This is a genomic window from Microcoleus sp., assembly GCF_041354475.1.
Classification (GTDB): Bacteria; Cyanobacteriota; Cyanobacteriia; order Cyanobacteriales; family Microcoleaceae; genus Microcoleus.
Map to the genome: position 1 here is coordinate 13,298 of NZ_JBGJZU010000023.1, position 18,448 is coordinate 31,745.

An 18,448-nucleotide genomic window follows, 5' to 3' on the forward strand; every position below is an offset into this window, starting at 1 on the left:
ATTATTCATTGGGCATCAGGCATTTTTGACAATGGACAACGGACTTGTTTATATCAATGGCAACCAAATTTCAAATTCTGTGCCCATTCCTAACTCCGATTGCATTCTGAAGATGCCGCCATGTTTGCCTGTGATGATTTGATAGCTAACTGCCAAACTTGTTTCTTTGAGGACTCGTTTTTCGGCTGAAAATGAATGTAAAATTTTTTGGTATTTCATCACAGACATTCCGGGTCCGTTATCTTTGATGCGGATTGAAACCCAGCGCAGGTTGGGTCGCTCCGGGTCGATGGGCGGTTCGGGGCTGCAAACTTGAGTGGCGATTTCAATTTGAGGTTTGCGAGTGAAATTTTTCAATCCCTTTCCTCTGAATTCTTTTGCTAATTCTTGACCGACAGCTTCGTTAATTAAACTATTGATGGCGTTAGTCAAGATATTGATAAATACTTGGTTTAGTTCTCCTGCATAGCAGGGTACGGGGGGTAGGTATCCGTAGTTTTTTATTACTTGAATTTCGCTGCTCAAGCGGCTTTTTAGCAGCAACAGAATGCTATCAATATTTGAGTGCAAGTCTGCGGGTTTGGGATACACGTCATCTATGTGGCAGAAGTTTTGCAAGCTGGTGGCTAATTTGCTCAAACGTTCGGCTCCGGCTTTGATGCTGCCAACGGTGCTGAGGAAATCGTTTTGCAAAAAGTCATAGTCTATCTCTTCTTTTAGTCTGGCGATTTCTGGCGGAGGCTCCGTACAGTGGGCATCGTAAACTGATAGCAACTCGATCAAGTTTTTGCTGTAATCACTTATGTAGGTTAAATTGCCCCAAATAAACCCTACGGGATCTAAAATTTCGTGGGCTACTCCGTTGACTAAACGCCCCAAACTAGCCATTTTTTCGCTTTGAATCATTTGCGCTTGGGCTCTTTCGTAGCGCACTTGAGTTTCTATGCCACGAATTTGCCAGTAGGCGATGTTGAGTGTGTGGGAGTCTAGCAGCCTATAGGATTGGGAGTCGATTTGCACGACGATGGGATCTGATTGCAATTCGGGCGATCGACGCAGAGCTTGCGGGGCTGCGGTTAAGATGGTTGTACTCTCCCTGAGCACAGACATCTCGACGCGAGCATAACTGTAGAGAGTTTTTAGTGGTAGGCGCAAAAATAGCTCCGTACCTTGGGGTTTGAGCAGGTATTCGAGCAGCAGCCTGCGCGATATCATGCCCACAAATTCTCCTGCTTCTACCAAAACTACTCCCGGTAATAGGGGGTGTTTTTCAAACATTTCGGCGACAGGAGCGCCCAAGCAGCTAGATTTTACCTGAAATTGATACAGGGGCAAGTCCCGGAGAGTAGACTCTAGCGAAAGGTCTTGATGGCTGCCTTCGGAGAGCAAAGGACCAAGTATTTTAGATCTGAATGTATTTGCCACGATCGCTTTGAGTTACCGGAATACCCTGACTGTGAAAACGATCGGGTGGTACTAACATAGTCTATCATTTCACCTAAACAGCAAAATTGGGGATTTTTTTTTGAGTAGGTCTGGTTGTTCTCATGGTTTCGATGTTACCATCTGGCTAGGTTCTGGTGCTAAGTGCTTGCCTTGGTTTGAGAAGACTTTTTATGCTAGCTAGACTGTCTGCGATATCAAGTATGTACACAAAAGTCTTTATAGTGCCTTTTGATCGCCGGTCTGAACTATAGGTAACAGGATCTCGAATTCGGTGTTGGGTGCCGGTTGCGATCGCAAATTTAGTTTACCCGCGTGCTTTTCTGTGATGATTTGATGACAGATAGCCAGCCCCATCCCGGTTCCTTTACCTACTGGTTTGGTGGTAAAAAAGGTCTCAAATATTTGCTCCTGAATTTCTGGGGGAATGCCTGGGCCGTTATCGGTAATGATAATTGCGGCCCATTTCCTGTCATCGACTTCTACTACTTTGGTGGTAATTTCGATGCGGGGATACCAATTTTGTGGGTACTGTGCGCTCATTTCGCGATCGCCCGCCCGCTCTGCCAAGGCATCTAGAGCGTTGATTAACAAATTTAAAAATACCTGACTTAATTGACCAGAATAGCATTTTATCAGTGGCAGGTCTCCGTAATTTTTTACCACTTCTGTGCTTTGTTTCAATCTATTTTTTAGGATTAAAAGTGTATTTTCTATGCACTCATGGATGTCTGTACTAAAGGGCTTACTTTCGTCCATGTGAGAGAAGTTGTGCAGACTGTTAACAATTTTGAGCAATTGTTCAGCCCCAAATTTCATACCTTCTAGGGTGGCTGGCAAATCTTCTCGTAAAAAATCAAATTCTATCCTTTCTTTGATAGCTGCAATTACAGGAGATGGTTCGGAAAATTCTTCTTCGTAAGCTGACATTAGTTCTAGCAAATCTTCAAAATAAGACAGCAGAAAATTTAAATTTCCCCAAATACAGTTGAGGGGATTCCTAATTTCGTGAGCTACCCCTGCGATAATATTTCCCAAACTTGCCATCTTTTCTGTTTGAATCAACTTGGATTCTGTTTGCTTTTGGAGCAATTTATTGGTTAATTGGTGAATCTTTGACTGAGCCACCATTAACTGTTGTACGTCTAACAGCCAGTAGGTCTCAGGGGCTACTTCGACTACTATGGGATCGTAAACTAATTCGGCTGGTCTGTAGAGCGATTCCTCGGCTGCTTCTACTATTAATTTAGTACCTGATACTATGAGCATATCTTTCCTAGAAAAACGATATAAAACCTCTATTGGTCGTTTAAAGAACATTTCTATACCGTAGCGCCGGTTGACTCTTTCAAAAAATAGCCTTCGGGAAATGATGCCGACAAATTTACCCCGATCCGTCAAAATAACGCCTGGAAGTAATGGTTTTTTGTCAAAAGCCTGGGCCACTTCTTTTGCCTGTTGAGTTAATTCAATTTGGCAGTTGTACAGAGGCAGGTCTAGGAGGGTAGATTCTAAAGAGAGGTTCCAAGTACAAATTTCAGGTATATGCAACACTGATAACTCCGAGTTAAACTCATGCAAAGCAAACATTGATGAAACCTCTGTTAAATATTTTATTGATAGATAACTAAAGTTGCTGGTCATTCATACTTAATTAGTCATAGTTAACTGGTGATGAGTCATTGGTAAGCAAGTCAGTAGTTGGGATTTTTAAGTATCGAGGGCGTGAATTTGCTACTCTTTAACTTAAACATTACTCACTTCCAGAGCGTTGTTCGCGAAGGACAGTGGCCATCTCAAAACTTTTTTGTTACCGATTCTCCTCTTCCCCATTCTCCATTCCCATCAAGTAATTTGCAACAGCACCCTATCGGAAAGCCCGATCGGGTCAGCATTGTCTGCTAAAAATATTGTTTCTAAATCAATGTTAAGGGATAAAAGCTGTTGTGGAACTTACAGATGTTTAATATAAACTTTTTACCATAAAATACCCTAAGATCGCGTATTTTGCTAAAATCTTAAATTTTTATACACTGGTTACTGTTATTTTTTATACAATCTTCTGGGTACTGGTAGAGTATTTCTATTGGGAATTTGGGAGGGGGCCTTTTGCCCGCAGATACCTCTGGGGGCTGATTAAAAATGAGGGTTAACTGTGCAGTTTCTCTAGGGAGAATTCGAGGCCAGAGAGGAAATTGCTTCAGGATTGCGGTTCTACTTCTGGCCATAGACGTTCTAATTGATACCGCCAAGCTGCGAGAGTCTGTTGGCGAGACTCTGGTCCGAGTTCCATTTCCCCCATCAAGCCTTCGGCGTAAAAACGGTCTAAAGTCTGAAGGGTAGTTTCCACAGACTGTCCCTGAATCTTGGCAGCTTTGATGATTTGACGGATACGGGTTTCGATCAAGTCGTCGAAAAAGTCTGACAAACCGCGCTGTTGTAGAGCCAGCAGTCTGGCTACGGCGGCGGAGAAATCGCCAGTGGCCAGAGTAGTCAAGTTGTGCTGAAATACTCCCCACAAGATATTTTGATGTACTGCGTAACGAGTTTCGAGGGTGTTGTCAAAGTTAGCTTCTAGCAGTTTATCGAAAAATTTTTGAGTGGATGTGGCATCGGCGATGGGGATCAAAATCCGCAGCCAACTGCTGTCTTCTGAAAGCAGCACTAGCAGGCGAAACTGGGGCGTTTCTACTTGCCAAGAAGTGGCGGCAGCCATCTCCACACTTTCACCAAATAAATCTTTGAGGGTATGGGTAATTTCTTCGGGAGTCATAGGATTTTCGATTTTCGATTTTCAATTTTCAATTTGAGATTTTCGATTTGCCGGCGGGGTGGGTTCCAATTTTAAATTAGTTTAGGGTAGCCAGCGGGGGTGATAGCCCGCAAAAGGCAGTTCTTCGGGCTGCACTTTGGGTTGAGAAACGTCGGGAGGTATTTCTATTAAGGGTAGCAGCCAAAGGCGACTGCTGGCGATCGACTGTCCGCTATCATTGCGAGGACTGGTTGGTGTTAAGGGTTGTGCTGATGTGACTGATTGGTCAAAAAGTAATGCCAGTCCGTCGGGAGATAAACTGATTTGGGTATCTAATTGGTTGGGTAAAATTAGCAGGGGTTTGATGGTTCCTATCAGACGAGTTCCGTCTTTTTTGAGGTCGATGGCGGCAATGAAAGGCTGTTCTTTGTAGTCTTCTGTTTTTAGACGTTGGGATAAAAGGCAGTATAGGCGCTGGAATTGATTGTCTTTGTCTTTGCGGGGGTCGAAATGGACGGTGATAATGCTGCCGGGAATTCGCAATATTTCTTGTTCTACGCCTTGGTTGTCTAAGATGAAAAGCGATCGGGTAAAGTCGGTGTTGTATTTAACATAGGCTGCGGCGGAGTTGTCGCGAGCCATGCCTAATACCTGTTCGTATTTGGGCAAGAATTCTACGGGTTCTGCTTGCGGTTTGAGGGGGACGATGGCTAATCCTTGTTTTTGAGATATTACCATCGATTTGTTGTCGGGCCGAATCATAAAATCACCACCTTGTTGATTTTCCAAGGGTCGAGGTGGCATTTTTTCTTCTAAAATCCAAGGACTAAAATCTGCGGGATTACGGCGGTTGACGCGGGCAATAACTATGGTTTTGCCGTCGGCTGAGAGGTCGAATTTGAGGTTCTGATAATCTTTGGCATCTAATAGTTTGTCGATTCTACCTGCTGGCTGCGGTGGGGAGACTTCCCCTCCCGATTGGGGATTGAGGCCGGTGGTAACAGTGAATAGTTCTTGGCTTAGGGTGGAGCCTGATTTGACTTGCGATCGATCTGTTGCTAAGAATAAGATGCGATCGCTATTAGGATAGGGTTTAAAATCGGTGACGACTAAATCTTTGGGAGTTAGGGCTATAGGTTTCGGGTCGGTGCTTGAGAGATTGACTAACATTAATCTGCTTTCTGCTTCGCCTTTGACGCCGATGTAAGCAAAAGCGCGATCGCGACTGCGAAAGGAAGCGCTAAATGGTTGAATTTGCCTGCCTGGATTTTGGTTGTTTTCTCCTCCGTATTTGTCCGTGGCTCCTGCGAGTTTTAATGTGTAGGTAACGCCGTAGGGTGCGGGGTTTTTGAGGGTGTAAGCCATGCGCCTTCCAGCCCAGCTAAATTTGCCGGGGAGAGGTGGTTCTATTTTTAAGTTTTCTTCGACGCTGGAGTGATTCATGGGGCGAAAGAATGTGAGGATAAATCCCGTATCTGCCGCCCCGATTTGTTGGTTTTGCCAGCTAAATTCTCGGACTCGCGGTGCGGTGCGATCGCCCGACAGCAGCAACAGTCCAATTAACAGGCTCAGTCCTAGCATCAAGATGATTGCCGTGCGGTCGATCGGCTGTTTAAATAGCCCTACATTCAACGAGGAAAGATTAATTTTTTTATTTAAAATACTCACTAATCTTTCTCTCCTCTTTCCTATCTAAATTTCTGCCCACACTTAAAAAGTTAATTAACACTCTCTCCGTTTGTTTTACTAAAATACTTTACCTGGTGATAGATCCGTCGGTAACAGATGGTCGATCGGTGAACCACCACCAAAATGATATCTACAAAACAGTATAGTTGCTAGTACCCCTAAAAACAATGCTGTCAATTTAACATCTTCCCCCAAACAAAATAATTTTTCTTTCCAAAGACCGTAGGTAATGACTAAATAAGTAGGAATATCGCCCACAGCTACAGCAATCACAGCACCTAAATAACCCAGGAAATGATATCCGACTGGTATGCCAATAGTGATACTCAAGAAAGTGGCAAAATTGCCCATAGCTCCGTACTGAGATTTGCCTATAGCTAACAGACAAGAACTCATCAAATTGTGGAGGGTGGTGTGCCAAATTCCTAAAGCCAAAATAGGCAACATCCAAGATGCTGCTATATACTCTTTTCTGTACAGGATTAAAATTATTTGATCTCCAAAACTGACAAAGAATGCTAAACCTATGGCTAGAGGGATCAGAATCAGGTTACGGTTTTTAAGAATCTTGGCGCGCAATTCTTCGCGAGGCAACTCTGCTAGCATGGAAATAGAGGGAAAAATCACCTTGCCACCAATGGCGATAATCACTTGACGTGGCATATCACCGAGGGTGAAAGCAATGCCATAAATGCCCAACATCGTCAAAGAAAAGATTTTTCCTAGAACTAGCCGATCGGCTTGAGAACATAGAAAAAATAAAAGTGTAGACAAAAATATCCATTTGCCATAAGAAAATATTTCTTTAACTGCTTCTCGATCCCAAGTGAAGCGGTGACGCTGATTGCGAATCAAAAAATGACTCCAGATTAACTCTACTAAGGTACTACTAAAACCACCAGCCAGAATCGCCCAGATGCTGGGATTTAAGAAAGCCCAGATAATCATCACTATAGTAGAAATTATCTGGGTGCCAAATTCAAAAATTACTACTTCCTTGACTGCCATTTTGCGGTTGAGGCTGAATATGGAAGTGGAGTTGAAGCCTCCGATCAGGGTGTTGATACCGATCACTGGAATCAACCACAGCAGACGTGGTTCTTGGTAAAAAGTAGCCACAGGCCAAGTGACTAACATTAAACACAACCACACAAAAAAGCTGCGAATAATTTGCATTGTCCAAGCGGTGTTGATAAATTCTGGATCGTCTCCACGCTTGTTCTGGATGATACTTGGCCCCAGACCGATATCTGAAAATAGGTGAACACCTACGATGAAAACATAAGCAAGACCAACAAGACCAAATAGTTCTGGCAAAAGCAGCCGTGTCAGGATGAGGTTACTGCCAAATCGGAGAATTTGACTGCCTCCATAGCTGATGATAGTCCAGATTGCGCCTTTGATAGCTAGTTTTTTTTCTGATGACATAAACTTTAAACTTATCTTCTCATCATGAGTCTAGTTGCTGCATTTGCTATTGGCAACTCCTACAGGATACGGAGGCTAATGTTTTACCTGACTTGACAACATCTTAATTTGGACATCGCCGAGGGCGGGAGGGTTATGCCACAATCACAAAGGTCAAATTTAATCTGTCACCTGTTCGACATTTAATAGACATCTCCCATAATTCTGGTGGGGTAGGCATCCTGCCAGCCCTTAACAGCCCTGTTGGGAGATGTCTAATAATCATAAGGGTTTTTTGGTTCGGGAATTGATTTGAGGGAATCAGCCTGAATAGTTAATTTGCGTTTCCCTTGCAGTTCTTCTGAGATCGCTTCTCCTTCTATTTCTAACCAACTGTCTGGCGGAAATGCGGTGCGGCTTTGACCGATCGGTAATTTTACCGGCAAACCGACTGGATAGGCATCTGCGGCACAGCAGGTAATGATAAAACGACCGATCCAAATATATTGCTCTGATACCTTGGGCGGGTGAATTACAAATCCTTGAACCTTGACTTTTTGACCTATATATGTGTCAGGCTCTGGATTGAAATTTAACAGGCGGACCCACTCGATGAGCGATCGCTTTTCTGGTTTGGTGGTATTGCGAAATTCTTGGGGTTGCAGTCTGGTGATGGGGAGGGATTCAGTCAGGCCTCGTTCTAATGCTGTCTGACTGGTAAAGGTACGGGGTGTCGTGACTAAACCGATTAAGGCGACGCTCAACATTAAGGTACTGCCAAAACTGGGGGGAAATAAAGTAATATGTTCAACTTTTGGGATTCTAGGAGAGTTGATGGTGGGTGATGTCCGAGATTTCTGGTTGCTGCGATCGAGCTGGATGAGTTCCCACATTTTATAACCGCCAATGATGATTAAGCCAATGCCTCCGGCTACAGTCAAGCCAAAGTAATTGGGGTGAATCAAAATGCTTAATTTGCCAGTGATCCAATATTTGAGGAGCAATATTCCCCAGGATAAGATAGCTACGGTATCTAGCCAAGGACCTAATTTTTTAAGAATCATCACGTCTGATTTGAGATGGGAAATTGAAGAGTTGAGATTTGAGCATTGCTCCCGATCGCTCTTTAATTAAGTTACAATTAAAAAAAATGTTGCTGATGCTAACCTAGATATAAATTGACGGCGAGAGTCATTAAAAAAGTTAACTGAGCTGCCAGTACCATTAAGTAAATTACGGCTCTACCTCTAAAAATTGATAGCATTAAACCGATGCCTTTGATGTCAATCATCGGACCAAAAACTAGAAAAGCTAAGAGGGAACCGCTGGTAAATGTGGCGGCGAAAGACAAGGCAAAAAAGGCATCTACCGTAGAACAAATCGATACCACTGCGGCTAATAACAGCATGGCGAGAATCGAAGAAACGGGGCTTTGGCCGAGGTTGAGAATTAGTTCGCGGGGGGTGCCAACTTGAACGATCGCAGCGATCGCGCTACCAACGACTAACACACCTCCCAATTCGCGCAACTCCTGTACCATACTATCGAGCAGCAGGCGCAGACGCTCTTTAGAAAGGCGGTGGAACAGGGAGGAAGGTTTCGAGGTTTTTTCAGTTTTGCCTGTTTCTAAGGGCTTCCAGTTGTCTTGTAGCAAAGATTCGATCGGCACTGCCCCCCCTGGCATACCTAGGATAAATGTCCCCGACTGCAACAGGGAAGGAGTTTCGGCTGTTAGTAGCTGTGTTTCGGAGCAATCGGGTTTTGGTAGGGGAAGGGCGCGGGCGATCGCGGGTTGTAGCAGAGGCCGCAAGTCTTTCTGGGTGCTAAACACCCAGCCGATGATAGTTGCAGTGATTAGGGAAAATACCACCCGTAAAACCACAATTTCTGGCTGATCCCGAAAAGCAGTCCAAGTCGCCCAAATCACGATCGGATTGATTGTCGGTGCGGCGAGTAAAAAGCCGATCGCCACCGGTGCGGGTACTCCTTGCATCAACAACCTGCGGGCCACCGGCACGTTACCGCACTCGCACACCGGAAACAAAAACCCGACTAAACTACCGGCTAAAGCCCCCAGCAGTGGATTTCGGGGGATGCGGGCTATGAGTTTGCGTTCATCTACAAACCCCAGCAGCACACCGGAAAATAAAACTCCCAGCAGTAAAAAAGGTATAGCCTCTACTAACAAGCCCAGAAACAGGGTGAAAGCATTATTTAACTGATTTGTCAGGGCGGGTTGCATCCATCACCTACTTGTAAACTGCGATTTGGGGCCTACCCCCTGTCATACTAAACACTGGTTAAAAACCCCTATTTATCGACATGGAGAGGGGGAGGGACAAAAAATGGGGTGAATAACCCGGATGTGGTATTAATAATCATAGCCGATCGCACAGCCAAGTTAAGATTCAGTTAAAAATCTCTGGCTATACAATCCTAGCTGGTATTCAGGACTTCTCTAAACCAGAGAGTATGGATAGGAATTTGAATTAGTTTTAACCACAGGTTAAAAGTTTAAATTCAGGTTAAAAAGTTACTAAATTTGGGAACTAATCGTTAATCCGCCAAAACTCAATATAAAATAAAATCTAGCATAACTGCCGGGATGCCTCTATATTGCTTATACTATTGCTGATACTGCTCTCAGTTTTTTTCGATAATTTAAAAAGCGGTTTGCTATGTGCTCGCAGCTAAATGTCTACTTGTAAATATAACCTCTATCTTCGTGCTGATGAATTTATGTTGAATACGTCCTGCATCGAAATACCAGCCCCACTCATGCAAGATAATTCTATAGCAGAGTTCCGTTTGGAATCAACTCTTCAAGAATTGTCACTTTATGATTTTCAGGTAGAAGCTACAGATTTGGGAAGTAAAATTGCTCAGATGTTGGAGGCTTATCCCCTGCTTCCAGGAGTCATTTTAACCGATATGGGTCTATTTGCCGGCATGATTTCCCGCCGGAGATTTTTGGAATTTATCAGCCGTCCCTTTGGGCGAGAATTATTTTTAAAGCGACCTGTCAGGGCCTTGTACCGATTTGCAGAAACAGAAACTTTAATTTTTTCTAGCGATACTTTAATAGTTGATGCAGCGAGAAAGTCCCTACAGCGATCGCAAGAGCTCCTTTATGAGCCCATCGTAGTTCAAACATCGCCTCATACTTATTGTTTACTGGATGTCCACGAATTGCTAGTAGCCCAATCCAACATTCACGAACTAGCAACAAAATTGCTGCGACAACAAACACAAGCCCAATTAATTCAAACTGAAAAACTAGCCAGTTTAGGACAAATGGTGGCTGGAGTCGCCCACGAAATTAGAAATCCTGTAACCTGCATCACGGGAAATCTCGAATTTTTGTCAAAATACTCCCAAGACCTGATGGATTTGCTGTCGGCTTATGAAAAAAATGTCGGCACCAACGAAGAAATTGAGGAGCTCAAAGAACGCATAGAATTTGATTTTTTAGAAGAAGATTGGGCGGAAATTCTCAAAAGTATGAAAGTTTCTGCACAGAGATTGACCGAACTTGTCACCAGTCTCCACACCTTCTCTCATATGGATGAAACTCACCGCAAAGAAGCTAATCTCCATGAATGTATTGACAGCACACTACTAATTATGAAAAACCGTCTTAAGTACGGGATTAAAGTAGTTAGAAATTATGGAAATTTGCCCTTAGTCAGATGCTATTCGGGTCAGTTGAGCCAGGTATTTATGAATATCATCAGCAACGCGACAGATGCTTTGGAAGAACTCAAAGGAAAAACAGGTTTTGTACCTGCTATTACTATTAAAACTGAGCTCATAGAAAGTTCTGAGACCAACTACATGAGTGCGGAATTAATTCAAAATTATGTAAAAGGCGATCGGGAAAATTCCCCACACCTATCTTTAGTAAATATCAACGGTCAACCGAACTCAGAAGCAGTGGAAAAAAATCAAAATCATGGTTGGATAGCGATCAGAATTGCAGATAACGGGCCTGGTATTCCGCCAGAAATTCAACGACGAATTTTCGATACATTTTTTACTACAAAACCAGCCGGAAAAGGTACGGGATTAGGATTGGCAATTACTCACCAAATTGTAACGGATAAACATCAAGGTAAGTTGAATTTGCATTCTACTCCCGGTACTGGTACAGAGTTTGAGATTTTGTTACCAATTATTTGAAGGAATAAGTCAGTTGTTATTGGTTATTGGTTATTGGTGGCAAATTACTAACGACTAATGATATCAAATCCGGTAGCATCTGAATTATTAAAATCTCTATTTTCTCCCTCTGTGTCAAGAGTGTTCTAGTAAGGTTAAATCATTCCGATGCAACCAGAAATGATATGACTGCTAACTAATGAGGACTTATACCAATTTCATAAAGTAGCGCGACATAACTACCCCCCCAACCCCCCCTTACTAAGGGGGGACTTTGAACGGCATCTGTAGCAAATATTGATGAAATTGGTATTACGCATGGGGGGTCAAAAACCCGGTTTCTGCGTGAATATTTGTCGAAAAAATCGACGATTTTTGGAAGAAACCGGGTTTTTTGCGTCCAGGACTACTAATGACTCTTTTTAAGCTCTTAGCTGAACAGGCATTACCAAGAAAGTAGCATTGACTCCGCCCAAAGGCTGAAAAATTACGGGGGCCAAAGCCCCATTTAATTGCAGTTGAATTTCTGGGGATTGAGCCGTTTTCAAAATGTCAATTAAATACTTGACATTGAACGCGATATCTATGCTGTCTCCCGAAATTTGCGCGGGCATTGACTCTTTGCCACTACCGACATCTTTAGCATCTACCGACAAAGTGATTTCCTGATTCACCGAGTCGATACTGCATTTGAGAATATTATTTTTTTGGTCGGCAAAAACAGCTATTCTTTCTACTGCGGATAAGAAAGCTCGCCTATCCATTGTAATTTGCCTCTCAAAGGAAGGCGGAATTAACTGGCGATAGGCTGGATACTGCCCTTCCAAGGTGCGAGTTGTCAACCGTTGGTCTGCCCATTCAAACACAACTTGACCGTGTTCAAAATGCAGGGTGACAGGTTCAGTCCACTGTCGCATGACTAGCATTCTTTCTACTTCCCGCAAGGCCTTAGCTGGAACTGTCACCTCAAATTCTTTTTCTGTTTCTTCCCCTTCGGGTTTTTCATTGGCAGTTTGAACTACTGCTAATCTGTGGCCGTCTGTAGCTGCAAATTCTAGACAATCTTTTAGTACCTTTAAATGCACCCCTGCTAGTACCTGTTTTGCTTCGTCGGGGCTAGTAGCAAACAAAGTTCCTTTGAGTCCTTCAATTAAAGCTTCTGGGGGCAAATGGAGGATTGTGCCTCCTTCAATGGCGGGCAATTCTGGGAATTCTTCTGGGCCCATCCCTCTGACTTGGTAGCTGCCAGAACTGCAAGTGAGATATGCTACGGTGTCTCCTGCTTCGTCTTCTAAAGTAATCTCTCCATCTGGGAGTCGGGAAACAATGTCGTTGAGTAATTTAGCGGGTATGGTGAAACTTCCGCCACCTGTCACTGCTGCTGGAAAACTGGTACGGATGCCTAAACTTAGATCGAAAGCTGTCAAGCTAACCCGTTGATTTTCCTCATCCGCTACTAAGAGCACGTTGGCTAGTACGGGATGTGTCGGGCGAGAGGGAACGGCCCGGCTTACCAACGAGAGGTTGGCGTTGAGGTCACTTTGGGTGCAAACCAATTTCATGAGATGAAGGTTAATTAACCGGATTTGAGATAGAAACAAATCCTATCACAGAAAGTCGGTGGGGGAATCCCCAGGATTTTTAGCTTGGGGCTGGGGCTGGCTTTTCTGGAGGTGGGGTGTGTGGGGATAATGGTTTTAATTTTTTTTGTTAATTTTTTGGTCGATCGCACGGTGTAAACTGTGGAAAAAAATGCGAAAGGATTACTGGATCTACTTTTTTATTGATTATACCCTGTGGAAAACTTGTGGAAAAGTTGCTAAATAGTCGATCGCCCTTGCTGCGATCAGAATTTTTATACAAGGAAACACTAATGTTTTCCACAAATTCAGGGTTCTTTGTCCACAGGTTTTTCCACAGCTAATTAGAAGGAAGAACGTTGTTAGGGGAGGGGATAGGAGACCCAGAACCAGTCAACCAGGATCTAAAAAATAACCAACAACCAATAACTTCTGCTCAAATTTTACGGCTGATCGCGTTAATACGATCGCTCAATTGACGCAAGGTTTGAGACAAATTCGGGTCAGTGTTCCGCAACTGAGCAATTTTATCACAACTATAAAGCACAGTGGTATGGTCTTTCCCGCCGAAAACTTCACCAACTTTCGGCAAACTCAAACCTGTGTGTTGCCGGATTAAATACATACCTATTTGACGAGCAAAGCTAATTTCTCGCTTCCGAGAATTGCCTTTCAAATCTTCAACAGAAATGTCAAAAAAATCTGCAACTACTGCGACTACTGCATCGGGCTTTGCTTCTACACTTTCAGTTTGGGGATTCAAAACCGGGGCTATATTTTCCACAGTCATCGGTAAATCGGTAATTGAAAGATAGGCTACGGCCCGAATCAAAGCTCCTTCTAATTCGCGCACATTGGAAGTATAGCTAGAAGCAATATATTCTATCACATCTCGCGGCAACCGCATATTTTCATATTCGGCTTTTTTCTGCAAAATGGCCATGCGTGTTTCCAAGTCTGGCAACTGAATATCGGCAATTAACCCCATGGAAAATCGCGAACATAAACGCTCTTGCAAACGGGGTATTTGTTGCGGTGGGCGATCGGAAGCTAAAACTACTTGATTGCCAGCTTCATGCAAAGTATTAAAAGTGTGAAAAAATTCTTCTTGAGTGTATTCTTTGCCTTCAATAAATTGAATATCATCTACTAATAAAACATCGGCTGCTCGATAATGATCGCGGAAAGTTTGCATACTATCTTTGCGAATGGCTGCAATTAAATCGTTGGTAAATTTTTCAGTAGAAACGTAGAAAATCTTGGCGTTAGGGTCAATTTCTAAGCGATAATGACCGATCGCCTGCATGAGATGAGTTTTGCCCAAACCGACACCGCCGCACAAAAATAGGGGATTGAATTCTCGGCCCGGAGACTCGGCTACCGCTAGGGATGCTGCGTGAGCCATGCGGTTGTTGGAACCGACCACAAAACGGGAAAATAGGTATTTGGGGTTGAGATTGGCTGGTTTGGGGGGATGGAGGGAGTGGCTTTCGGGGACATCGGGGCCGATGGGAGATGGCCAAATCAGTCCTTGTCCGCCGTGGCCTTCGGTTTCAGTCCCCCCAGCAATTGTCAAGTAAATGTCTACTTTATAGCCGAGAATGTCGTAGACTGCATCGGCGATGATTTTGACGTAATATTTCTGCAACCAATTGCGAGCAAAGGGGTTGGGAGTGCTGACGATCAAACAGTTATTTTCGAGTTGTTCGGCTTTGGCTGTTTTGATCCACGTCTCAAAACTAGGTCTGCTCAGTTGTACCTGGAGACGTTCAAGTATCTGATTCCACAGACTTTCGAGGGGAATTTCCACTGCTCACCTTTGCTGCTAGGCATTTATAGAGATCGAATTTTTGTTCTGGAAAACTCAGTTTAATCGAATTGGCGATTTGGGAGGTTGATCGATCGATCAACATTGTCTGTCGCCGGAGGATTGCAAAATGCTTGAATAATAGATCGACATCATAAATCTTACCTTCTGGGGTAGTAGGGTTGCTTGCTTGCATCTCTCATCCCACCGCTAAATTGAGTACAATTATAGAACGGGACTTCCCGGCGGTATAGTTAATGGAGTCTGCCGATCGCCCCAAAATTCTGTAAAATTCTGTGGCCACCAGGAGGCTCACAGCTATCGGGAATCAGCTCTGCAAATATTTTGATTTGGCAAAAAACCCTAAAAACGTCGCGATGAAGAGTTCTACTGGCAAATTTTGGAAGCAACCGGCAATCTACATATTACTGCTGGTGACGGGAGCTGGGGCCGCCATGTTGGGCGATCGTCTGACGGCTTCCCGATTACCTGCAAATTCTGGCGCACCACCAAGGACGCTGGAACCGAAATTACAACTCCCTCTGAATACTAAGCCTCAAGCGGGCAAAGTCTTGCCGCCGAATTCCCTGTCGGGGAATCCCGCTAATGCCAATTTTATTGTGGCTGCGGTGCAAAAAGTTGGCCCGACAGTGGTGCGGATCGATGCTTCCCGCAAGGTGAAACCGGGAAATCGAGGGATATCGCCGGAGGATTTTTTTGGCTTAGATCCGAATTCAGGGGGCCGTGGTGGGGTGGAACGGGGTACTGGTTCGGGTTTTGTCATCGGTTCTGATGGCGTGATTCTCACTAACGCTCACGTTGTAGACGGCGCTGATACAGTAACTGTAACTCTCAGGGACGGCCGCAGTTTTCAGGGGCGCGTGTTGGGGGCTGATGGGGTGACGGATGTGGCGGTGGTGAAGATTGAGGCGAATCAGGTGCCTGTGGTGACGATCGGCGATTCTGATAAACTGCTGTCTGGGGAATGGGCGATCGCGATCGGTAATCCTTTGGGTTTGGACAATTCAGTGACAGCGGGGATTATTAGCGCTACGGGGCGATCGAGTACCGAGGTGGGCGTACCTGACAAGCGGATCGGTTTTATTCAAACAGACGCTGCGATTAATCCGGGGAATTCCGGTGGCCCACTGCTGAATTCTGCCGGGGAAGTGATCGGCATGAATACAGCAATTATTCAAGGTGCTCAAGGATTGGGGTTTGCAATTCCCATTAAGGCGGCTCAAGAAGTTGCGAAGGAATTGATTGCGACGGGCAAAGTCGAACACGCTTATTTGGGCATTGAAATGGCGACGCTAACTCCTGAAGTGAAGGAGCAAATTAATAAAAACGGTAACAGCAGCCTTCGAGTTACAGTCGATCGGGGTGTGGCTATTATTAGTGTGGTGCCTGCTTCTCCCGCCGCTGCATCTGGTTTGCGGGCTGGGGATGTGATTCAAAAGATTAACAATCAGCCGATTATTCAGTCGGAAGCTGTTCAGGAATTCGTACAAAATGCTAGGGTGGGTGGGATTTTGCAAATGGAGATTAATCGCAATGGCCAAATACTCAAATTGAGTGTGAAACCAGGCAGTCTCCCCGTGCAAAAAGTTCGATAATCATTAGTCAGTAGTCAGTAGTCATTAGTCAGTAGTCAGTAGTCATTAGTCATTAGTCAGTAGTCATTAGTAATTAGTCAGAATTACGAATTACGAATTACCAATTACCAATTACCAATGCCAGAAATATTACAAATATCGCAATTAGGAAATCCTGTATTGCGTCGCCGATCGCAATTTGTGGAGAATATTCAGGACGAGCGCATTCAACAGTTGATTGACAACTTAATCTCTACAGTAAAACACGCCCACGGGGTGGGGATTGCAGCCCCTCAAGTCGCTAGGGGCGATCGGCTGTTCGTCGTCGCCTCCCGTCCCAATCTGCGGTATCCCCAAGCACCAACCATGGAACCCACAGCCATGATTAACCCTCGAATTATGGCGAGTTCAACAGAGACAGTCAAAGACTGGGAAGGCTGTTTGAGCATTCCGGGGATACGGGGATTAGTGCCGAGAAGTCGATCGATAGAAATCGAATACACCAGTAGAGATGGCAAACTCCATCAACAAGAATTGACAGATTTTGTGGCTAGGATTTTTCAGCACGAACACGACCATTTAGATGGCATCGTGTTTTTAGACAGGGTGGAAAGCACCAAAGAACTGATGAGTGAAGATGAGTACCAAAAGCAATTTGTTAATTTACTTTCTTCAGTACAAACCCGTCAGCACATTTGAGATTTACTCGTTTTTTGTAACAGCGTCATTGAATCTATAACAAAGAGTATGAATAGCGATCGACAACCTGCAAATCATCAACCACAAATTATTTTGATTACTGGGAACATGGCTGCTGGAAAATCAACAGTTGCCCAATCGCTTGCCGAAAGGTTGCCCAAAAGTGTTCACCTGCGCGGGGATATCTTTCGCCGCATGATTGTGAATGGGCAGGCGGAAATGGCGTTAAATTTGTCAGCAGAGGCATATCAGCAACTTCAACTGCGCTATCATCTGGCAGCAATGGCAGCGCGACACTATCTTCAGGCTGGCTTTACGGTTGTGTATCAAGACATTATCATTGGTTCCGCACTCGCTGAGGTAATTGCCAGGTTTCATGATGTGCCGTTTTCTGCGATTGTTCTGTGTCCCCAGGCAGAGGTTGTAGCGGCACGGGATACAGCAAGAGCGAAGACGGGATATGCCAACGAAACAATGGTTTATGCATTCGATCGCATCCTCCGCACCGAAACTCCTCATCTCGGTTATTGGCTGGATTCAACCCATCTAACGGTTAAAGAAACGGTCGATCGGATTTTGGCTTCTTTGGAAGATGAATGAGTGAGATAACGTCGCTATGTAGCGAGGGCGCGATCGCTCCTAAATCAATCTTTTAAAGACAGGAAATATTATACTTGACATTTAAAATTTATGGTATAATTGTTAGCAGTAATATCAGAGATGTTGCATACAGGAGAGCAAATGTCTATCAACTTGGAAAAAGGCGGCAGAATCAATCTCTCTAAAGAAGCACCGGGGCTAAAAAGTGCTGGTATCGGTTTGGGATGGGATACCAACGCTACCGACACCGGCGCAGCATTTGATTTAGATGCTTCCGTGTTTATGTTAGGTGCCAATGCTAAAATTCCCAGCGAAAAATACTTTGTTTTTTACAACAACAAAGAGTCACCAGATACTTCTGTAGTTCATCTGGGAGATAGCAGAACCGGAGAAGGATTTGGCGATGATGAAACAGTGACAGTCGATTTAACCAAAGTCGATCCGGCGGTGCTAGAAATTGTGTTTGTTGTCACCATCCACGAAGCGGAATCGAGGAGGCAAAACTTCGGCCAAGTGCGGAATGCTTTTATCAGAATTTACGACACTACTACTAACACAGAAGTCACTAAGTACGATTTAGATGAGGATTTTTCTAGGGAGACTGCGGTGGAATTTGGCAGACTTTACAAGAAAGATGGCGAGTGGAGGTTCCAAGCTGTCGGACAAGGCTACAATTCAGGTTTGCAGAGCTTTGTAGACAAGTATGCCGGATAAAAGG

15 protein-coding genes are annotated in these 18,448 nt (G+C 44.3%); 5 read left to right on the forward strand and 10 right to left on the reverse strand.

Annotated features, from left to right (window positions below; all coding sequences use genetic code 11):
* Positions 1–48: 48 nt before the first annotated feature.
* From ACBR23_RS11265 to ACBR23_RS11295, 7 genes are all read right to left on the reverse strand, one after another.
* Positions 49–1,425: a sensor histidine kinase gene (locus ACBR23_RS11265; RefSeq protein WP_371116056.1), complete on the reverse strand. Its 1,377-nt coding sequence runs from the start codon at positions 1,423–1,425 to the stop codon at positions 49–51.
* A 237-nt stretch (positions 1,426–1,662) separates the two neighbouring features.
* Positions 1,663–3,033, reverse strand: a complete 1,371-nt coding sequence (locus tag ACBR23_RS11270; RefSeq protein WP_371119558.1) for a sensor histidine kinase — start codon at positions 3,031–3,033, stop codon at positions 1,663–1,665.
* A gap of 610 nt (positions 3,034–3,643) precedes the next feature.
* A complete protein-coding gene (locus tag ACBR23_RS11275; RefSeq protein ID WP_340519456.1) occupies positions 3,644–4,216 on the reverse strand; it encodes a hypothetical protein in 573 nt (190 codons plus the stop codon).
* A gap of 81 nt (positions 4,217–4,297) precedes the next feature.
* On the reverse strand, positions 4,298–5,863 hold the full coding sequence (locus ACBR23_RS11280; RefSeq protein WP_371119557.1) for a hypothetical protein: 1,566 nt from the start codon (positions 5,861–5,863) through the stop codon (positions 4,298–4,300).
* 78 nt (positions 5,864–5,941) lie between these two features.
* On the reverse strand, positions 5,942–7,312 hold the full coding sequence (locus tag ACBR23_RS11285; RefSeq protein ID WP_371116052.1) for an oligosaccharide flippase family protein: 1,371 nt from the start codon (positions 7,310–7,312) through the stop codon (positions 5,942–5,944).
* A gap of 254 nt (positions 7,313–7,566) precedes the next feature.
* Positions 7,567–8,355: a TIGR03943 family protein gene (locus ACBR23_RS11290; RefSeq protein ID WP_371119556.1), complete on the reverse strand. Its 789-nt coding sequence runs from the start codon at positions 8,353–8,355 to the stop codon at positions 7,567–7,569.
* Between the two features lie 98 nt (positions 8,356–8,453).
* Positions 8,454–9,533, reverse strand: coding sequence for a permease (locus ACBR23_RS11295; RefSeq protein WP_371116050.1), 1,080 nt, complete (start codon positions 9,531–9,533; stop codon positions 8,454–8,456).
* 497 nt (positions 9,534–10,030) lie between these two features.
* Between ACBR23_RS11295 and ACBR23_RS11300 the strand changes: the two genes are divergently transcribed.
* The gene (locus tag ACBR23_RS11300) at positions 10,031–11,470 is read left to right on the forward strand and encodes a sensor histidine kinase (RefSeq protein ID WP_371119563.1); all 1,440 of its coding nucleotides are present in this window, start codon (positions 10,031–10,033) and stop codon (positions 11,468–11,470) included.
* Positions 11,471–11,871: 401 nt separating this feature from the next.
* Here the strand turns inward: ACBR23_RS11300 and dnaN are convergent, their stop codons facing one another.
* From dnaN to ACBR23_RS11315, 3 genes are all read right to left on the reverse strand, one after another.
* Positions 11,872–13,011 carry a DNA polymerase III subunit beta gene (gene dnaN, locus ACBR23_RS11305; RefSeq protein WP_371116049.1) on the reverse strand — a complete coding sequence of 380 codons (1,140 nt, stop codon included), beginning with the start codon at positions 13,009–13,011 and terminating at the stop codon, positions 11,872–11,874.
* 454 nt (positions 13,012–13,465) lie between these two features.
* The gene (dnaA, locus tag ACBR23_RS11310) at positions 13,466–14,839 is read right to left on the reverse strand and encodes a chromosomal replication initiator protein DnaA (protein WP_341737168.1); all 1,374 of its coding nucleotides are present in this window, start codon (positions 14,837–14,839) and stop codon (positions 13,466–13,468) included.
* Complete coding sequence (locus ACBR23_RS11315) at positions 14,799–15,032, reverse strand: hypothetical protein (RefSeq protein WP_341737169.1); 234 nt, start codon at positions 15,030–15,032, stop codon at positions 14,799–14,801. The genes dnaA and ACBR23_RS11315 overlap by 41 nt, the downstream gene beginning before the upstream one ends.
* Positions 15,033–15,213: 181 nt before the next feature.
* Between ACBR23_RS11315 and ACBR23_RS11320 the strand changes: the two genes are divergently transcribed.
* The 4 genes from ACBR23_RS11320 (at position 15,214) to ACBR23_RS11335 (ending at position 18,444) form a co-directional block, all read left to right on the forward strand.
* Entirely contained in the window at positions 15,214–16,452 is a 1,239-nt protein-coding gene (locus tag ACBR23_RS11320; protein ID WP_371116048.1) for an HhoA/HhoB/HtrA family serine endopeptidase, read from the forward strand.
* Between the two features lie 117 nt (positions 16,453–16,569).
* Entirely contained in the window at positions 16,570–17,130 is a 561-nt protein-coding gene (def, locus tag ACBR23_RS11325; RefSeq protein ID WP_371119555.1) for a peptide deformylase, read from the forward strand.
* 48 nt (positions 17,131–17,178) lie between these two features.
* A complete protein-coding gene (locus ACBR23_RS11330; protein WP_371119554.1) occupies positions 17,179–17,730 on the forward strand; it encodes an AAA family ATPase in 552 nt (183 codons plus the stop codon).
* A gap of 141 nt (positions 17,731–17,871) precedes the next feature.
* Positions 17,872–18,444, forward strand: coding sequence for a TerD family protein (locus ACBR23_RS11335; RefSeq protein WP_341737173.1), 573 nt, complete (start codon positions 17,872–17,874; stop codon positions 18,442–18,444).
* Positions 18,445–18,448: the final 4 nt, after the last annotated feature.

Coding starts and splice junctions, on each gene's coding strand:
- ACBR23_RS11270 (WP_371119558.1), bottom strand. CDS start 3,033: ATGTTTGCTTTGCATGAGTTTAACTCGGAGTTATCAGTGTTGCATATA.
- ACBR23_RS11275 (WP_340519456.1), bottom strand. CDS start 4,216: ATGACTCCCGAAGAAATTACCCATACCCTCAAAGATTTATTTGGTGAA.
- ACBR23_RS11285 (WP_371116052.1), bottom strand. CDS start 7,312: ATGTCATCAGAAAAAAAACTAGCTATCAAAGGCGCAATCTGGACTATC.
- ACBR23_RS11290 (WP_371119556.1), bottom strand. CDS start 8,355: ATGATTCTTAAAAAATTAGGTCCTTGGCTAGATACCGTAGCTATCTTA.
- ACBR23_RS11295 (WP_371116050.1), bottom strand. CDS start 9,533: ATGCAACCCGCCCTGACAAATCAGTTAAATAATGCTTTCACCCTGTTT.
- ACBR23_RS11300 (WP_371119563.1), top strand. CDS start 10,031: ATGTTGAATACGTCCTGCATCGAAATACCAGCCCCACTCATGCAAGAT.
- dnaN (WP_371116049.1), bottom strand. CDS start 13,011: ATGAAATTGGTTTGCACCCAAAGTGACCTCAACGCCAACCTCTCGTTG.
- ACBR23_RS11315 (WP_341737169.1), bottom strand. CDS start 15,032: ATGCAAGCAAGCAACCCTACTACCCCAGAAGGTAAGATTTATGATGTC.
- ACBR23_RS11320 (WP_371116048.1), top strand. CDS start 15,214: ATGAAGAGTTCTACTGGCAAATTTTGGAAGCAACCGGCAATCTACATA.
- def (WP_371119555.1), top strand. CDS start 16,570: ATGCCAGAAATATTACAAATATCGCAATTAGGAAATCCTGTATTGCGT.
- ACBR23_RS11330 (WP_371119554.1), top strand. CDS start 17,179: ATGAATAGCGATCGACAACCTGCAAATCATCAACCACAAATTATTTTG.
- ACBR23_RS11335 (WP_341737173.1), top strand. CDS start 17,872: ATGTCTATCAACTTGGAAAAAGGCGGCAGAATCAATCTCTCTAAAGAA.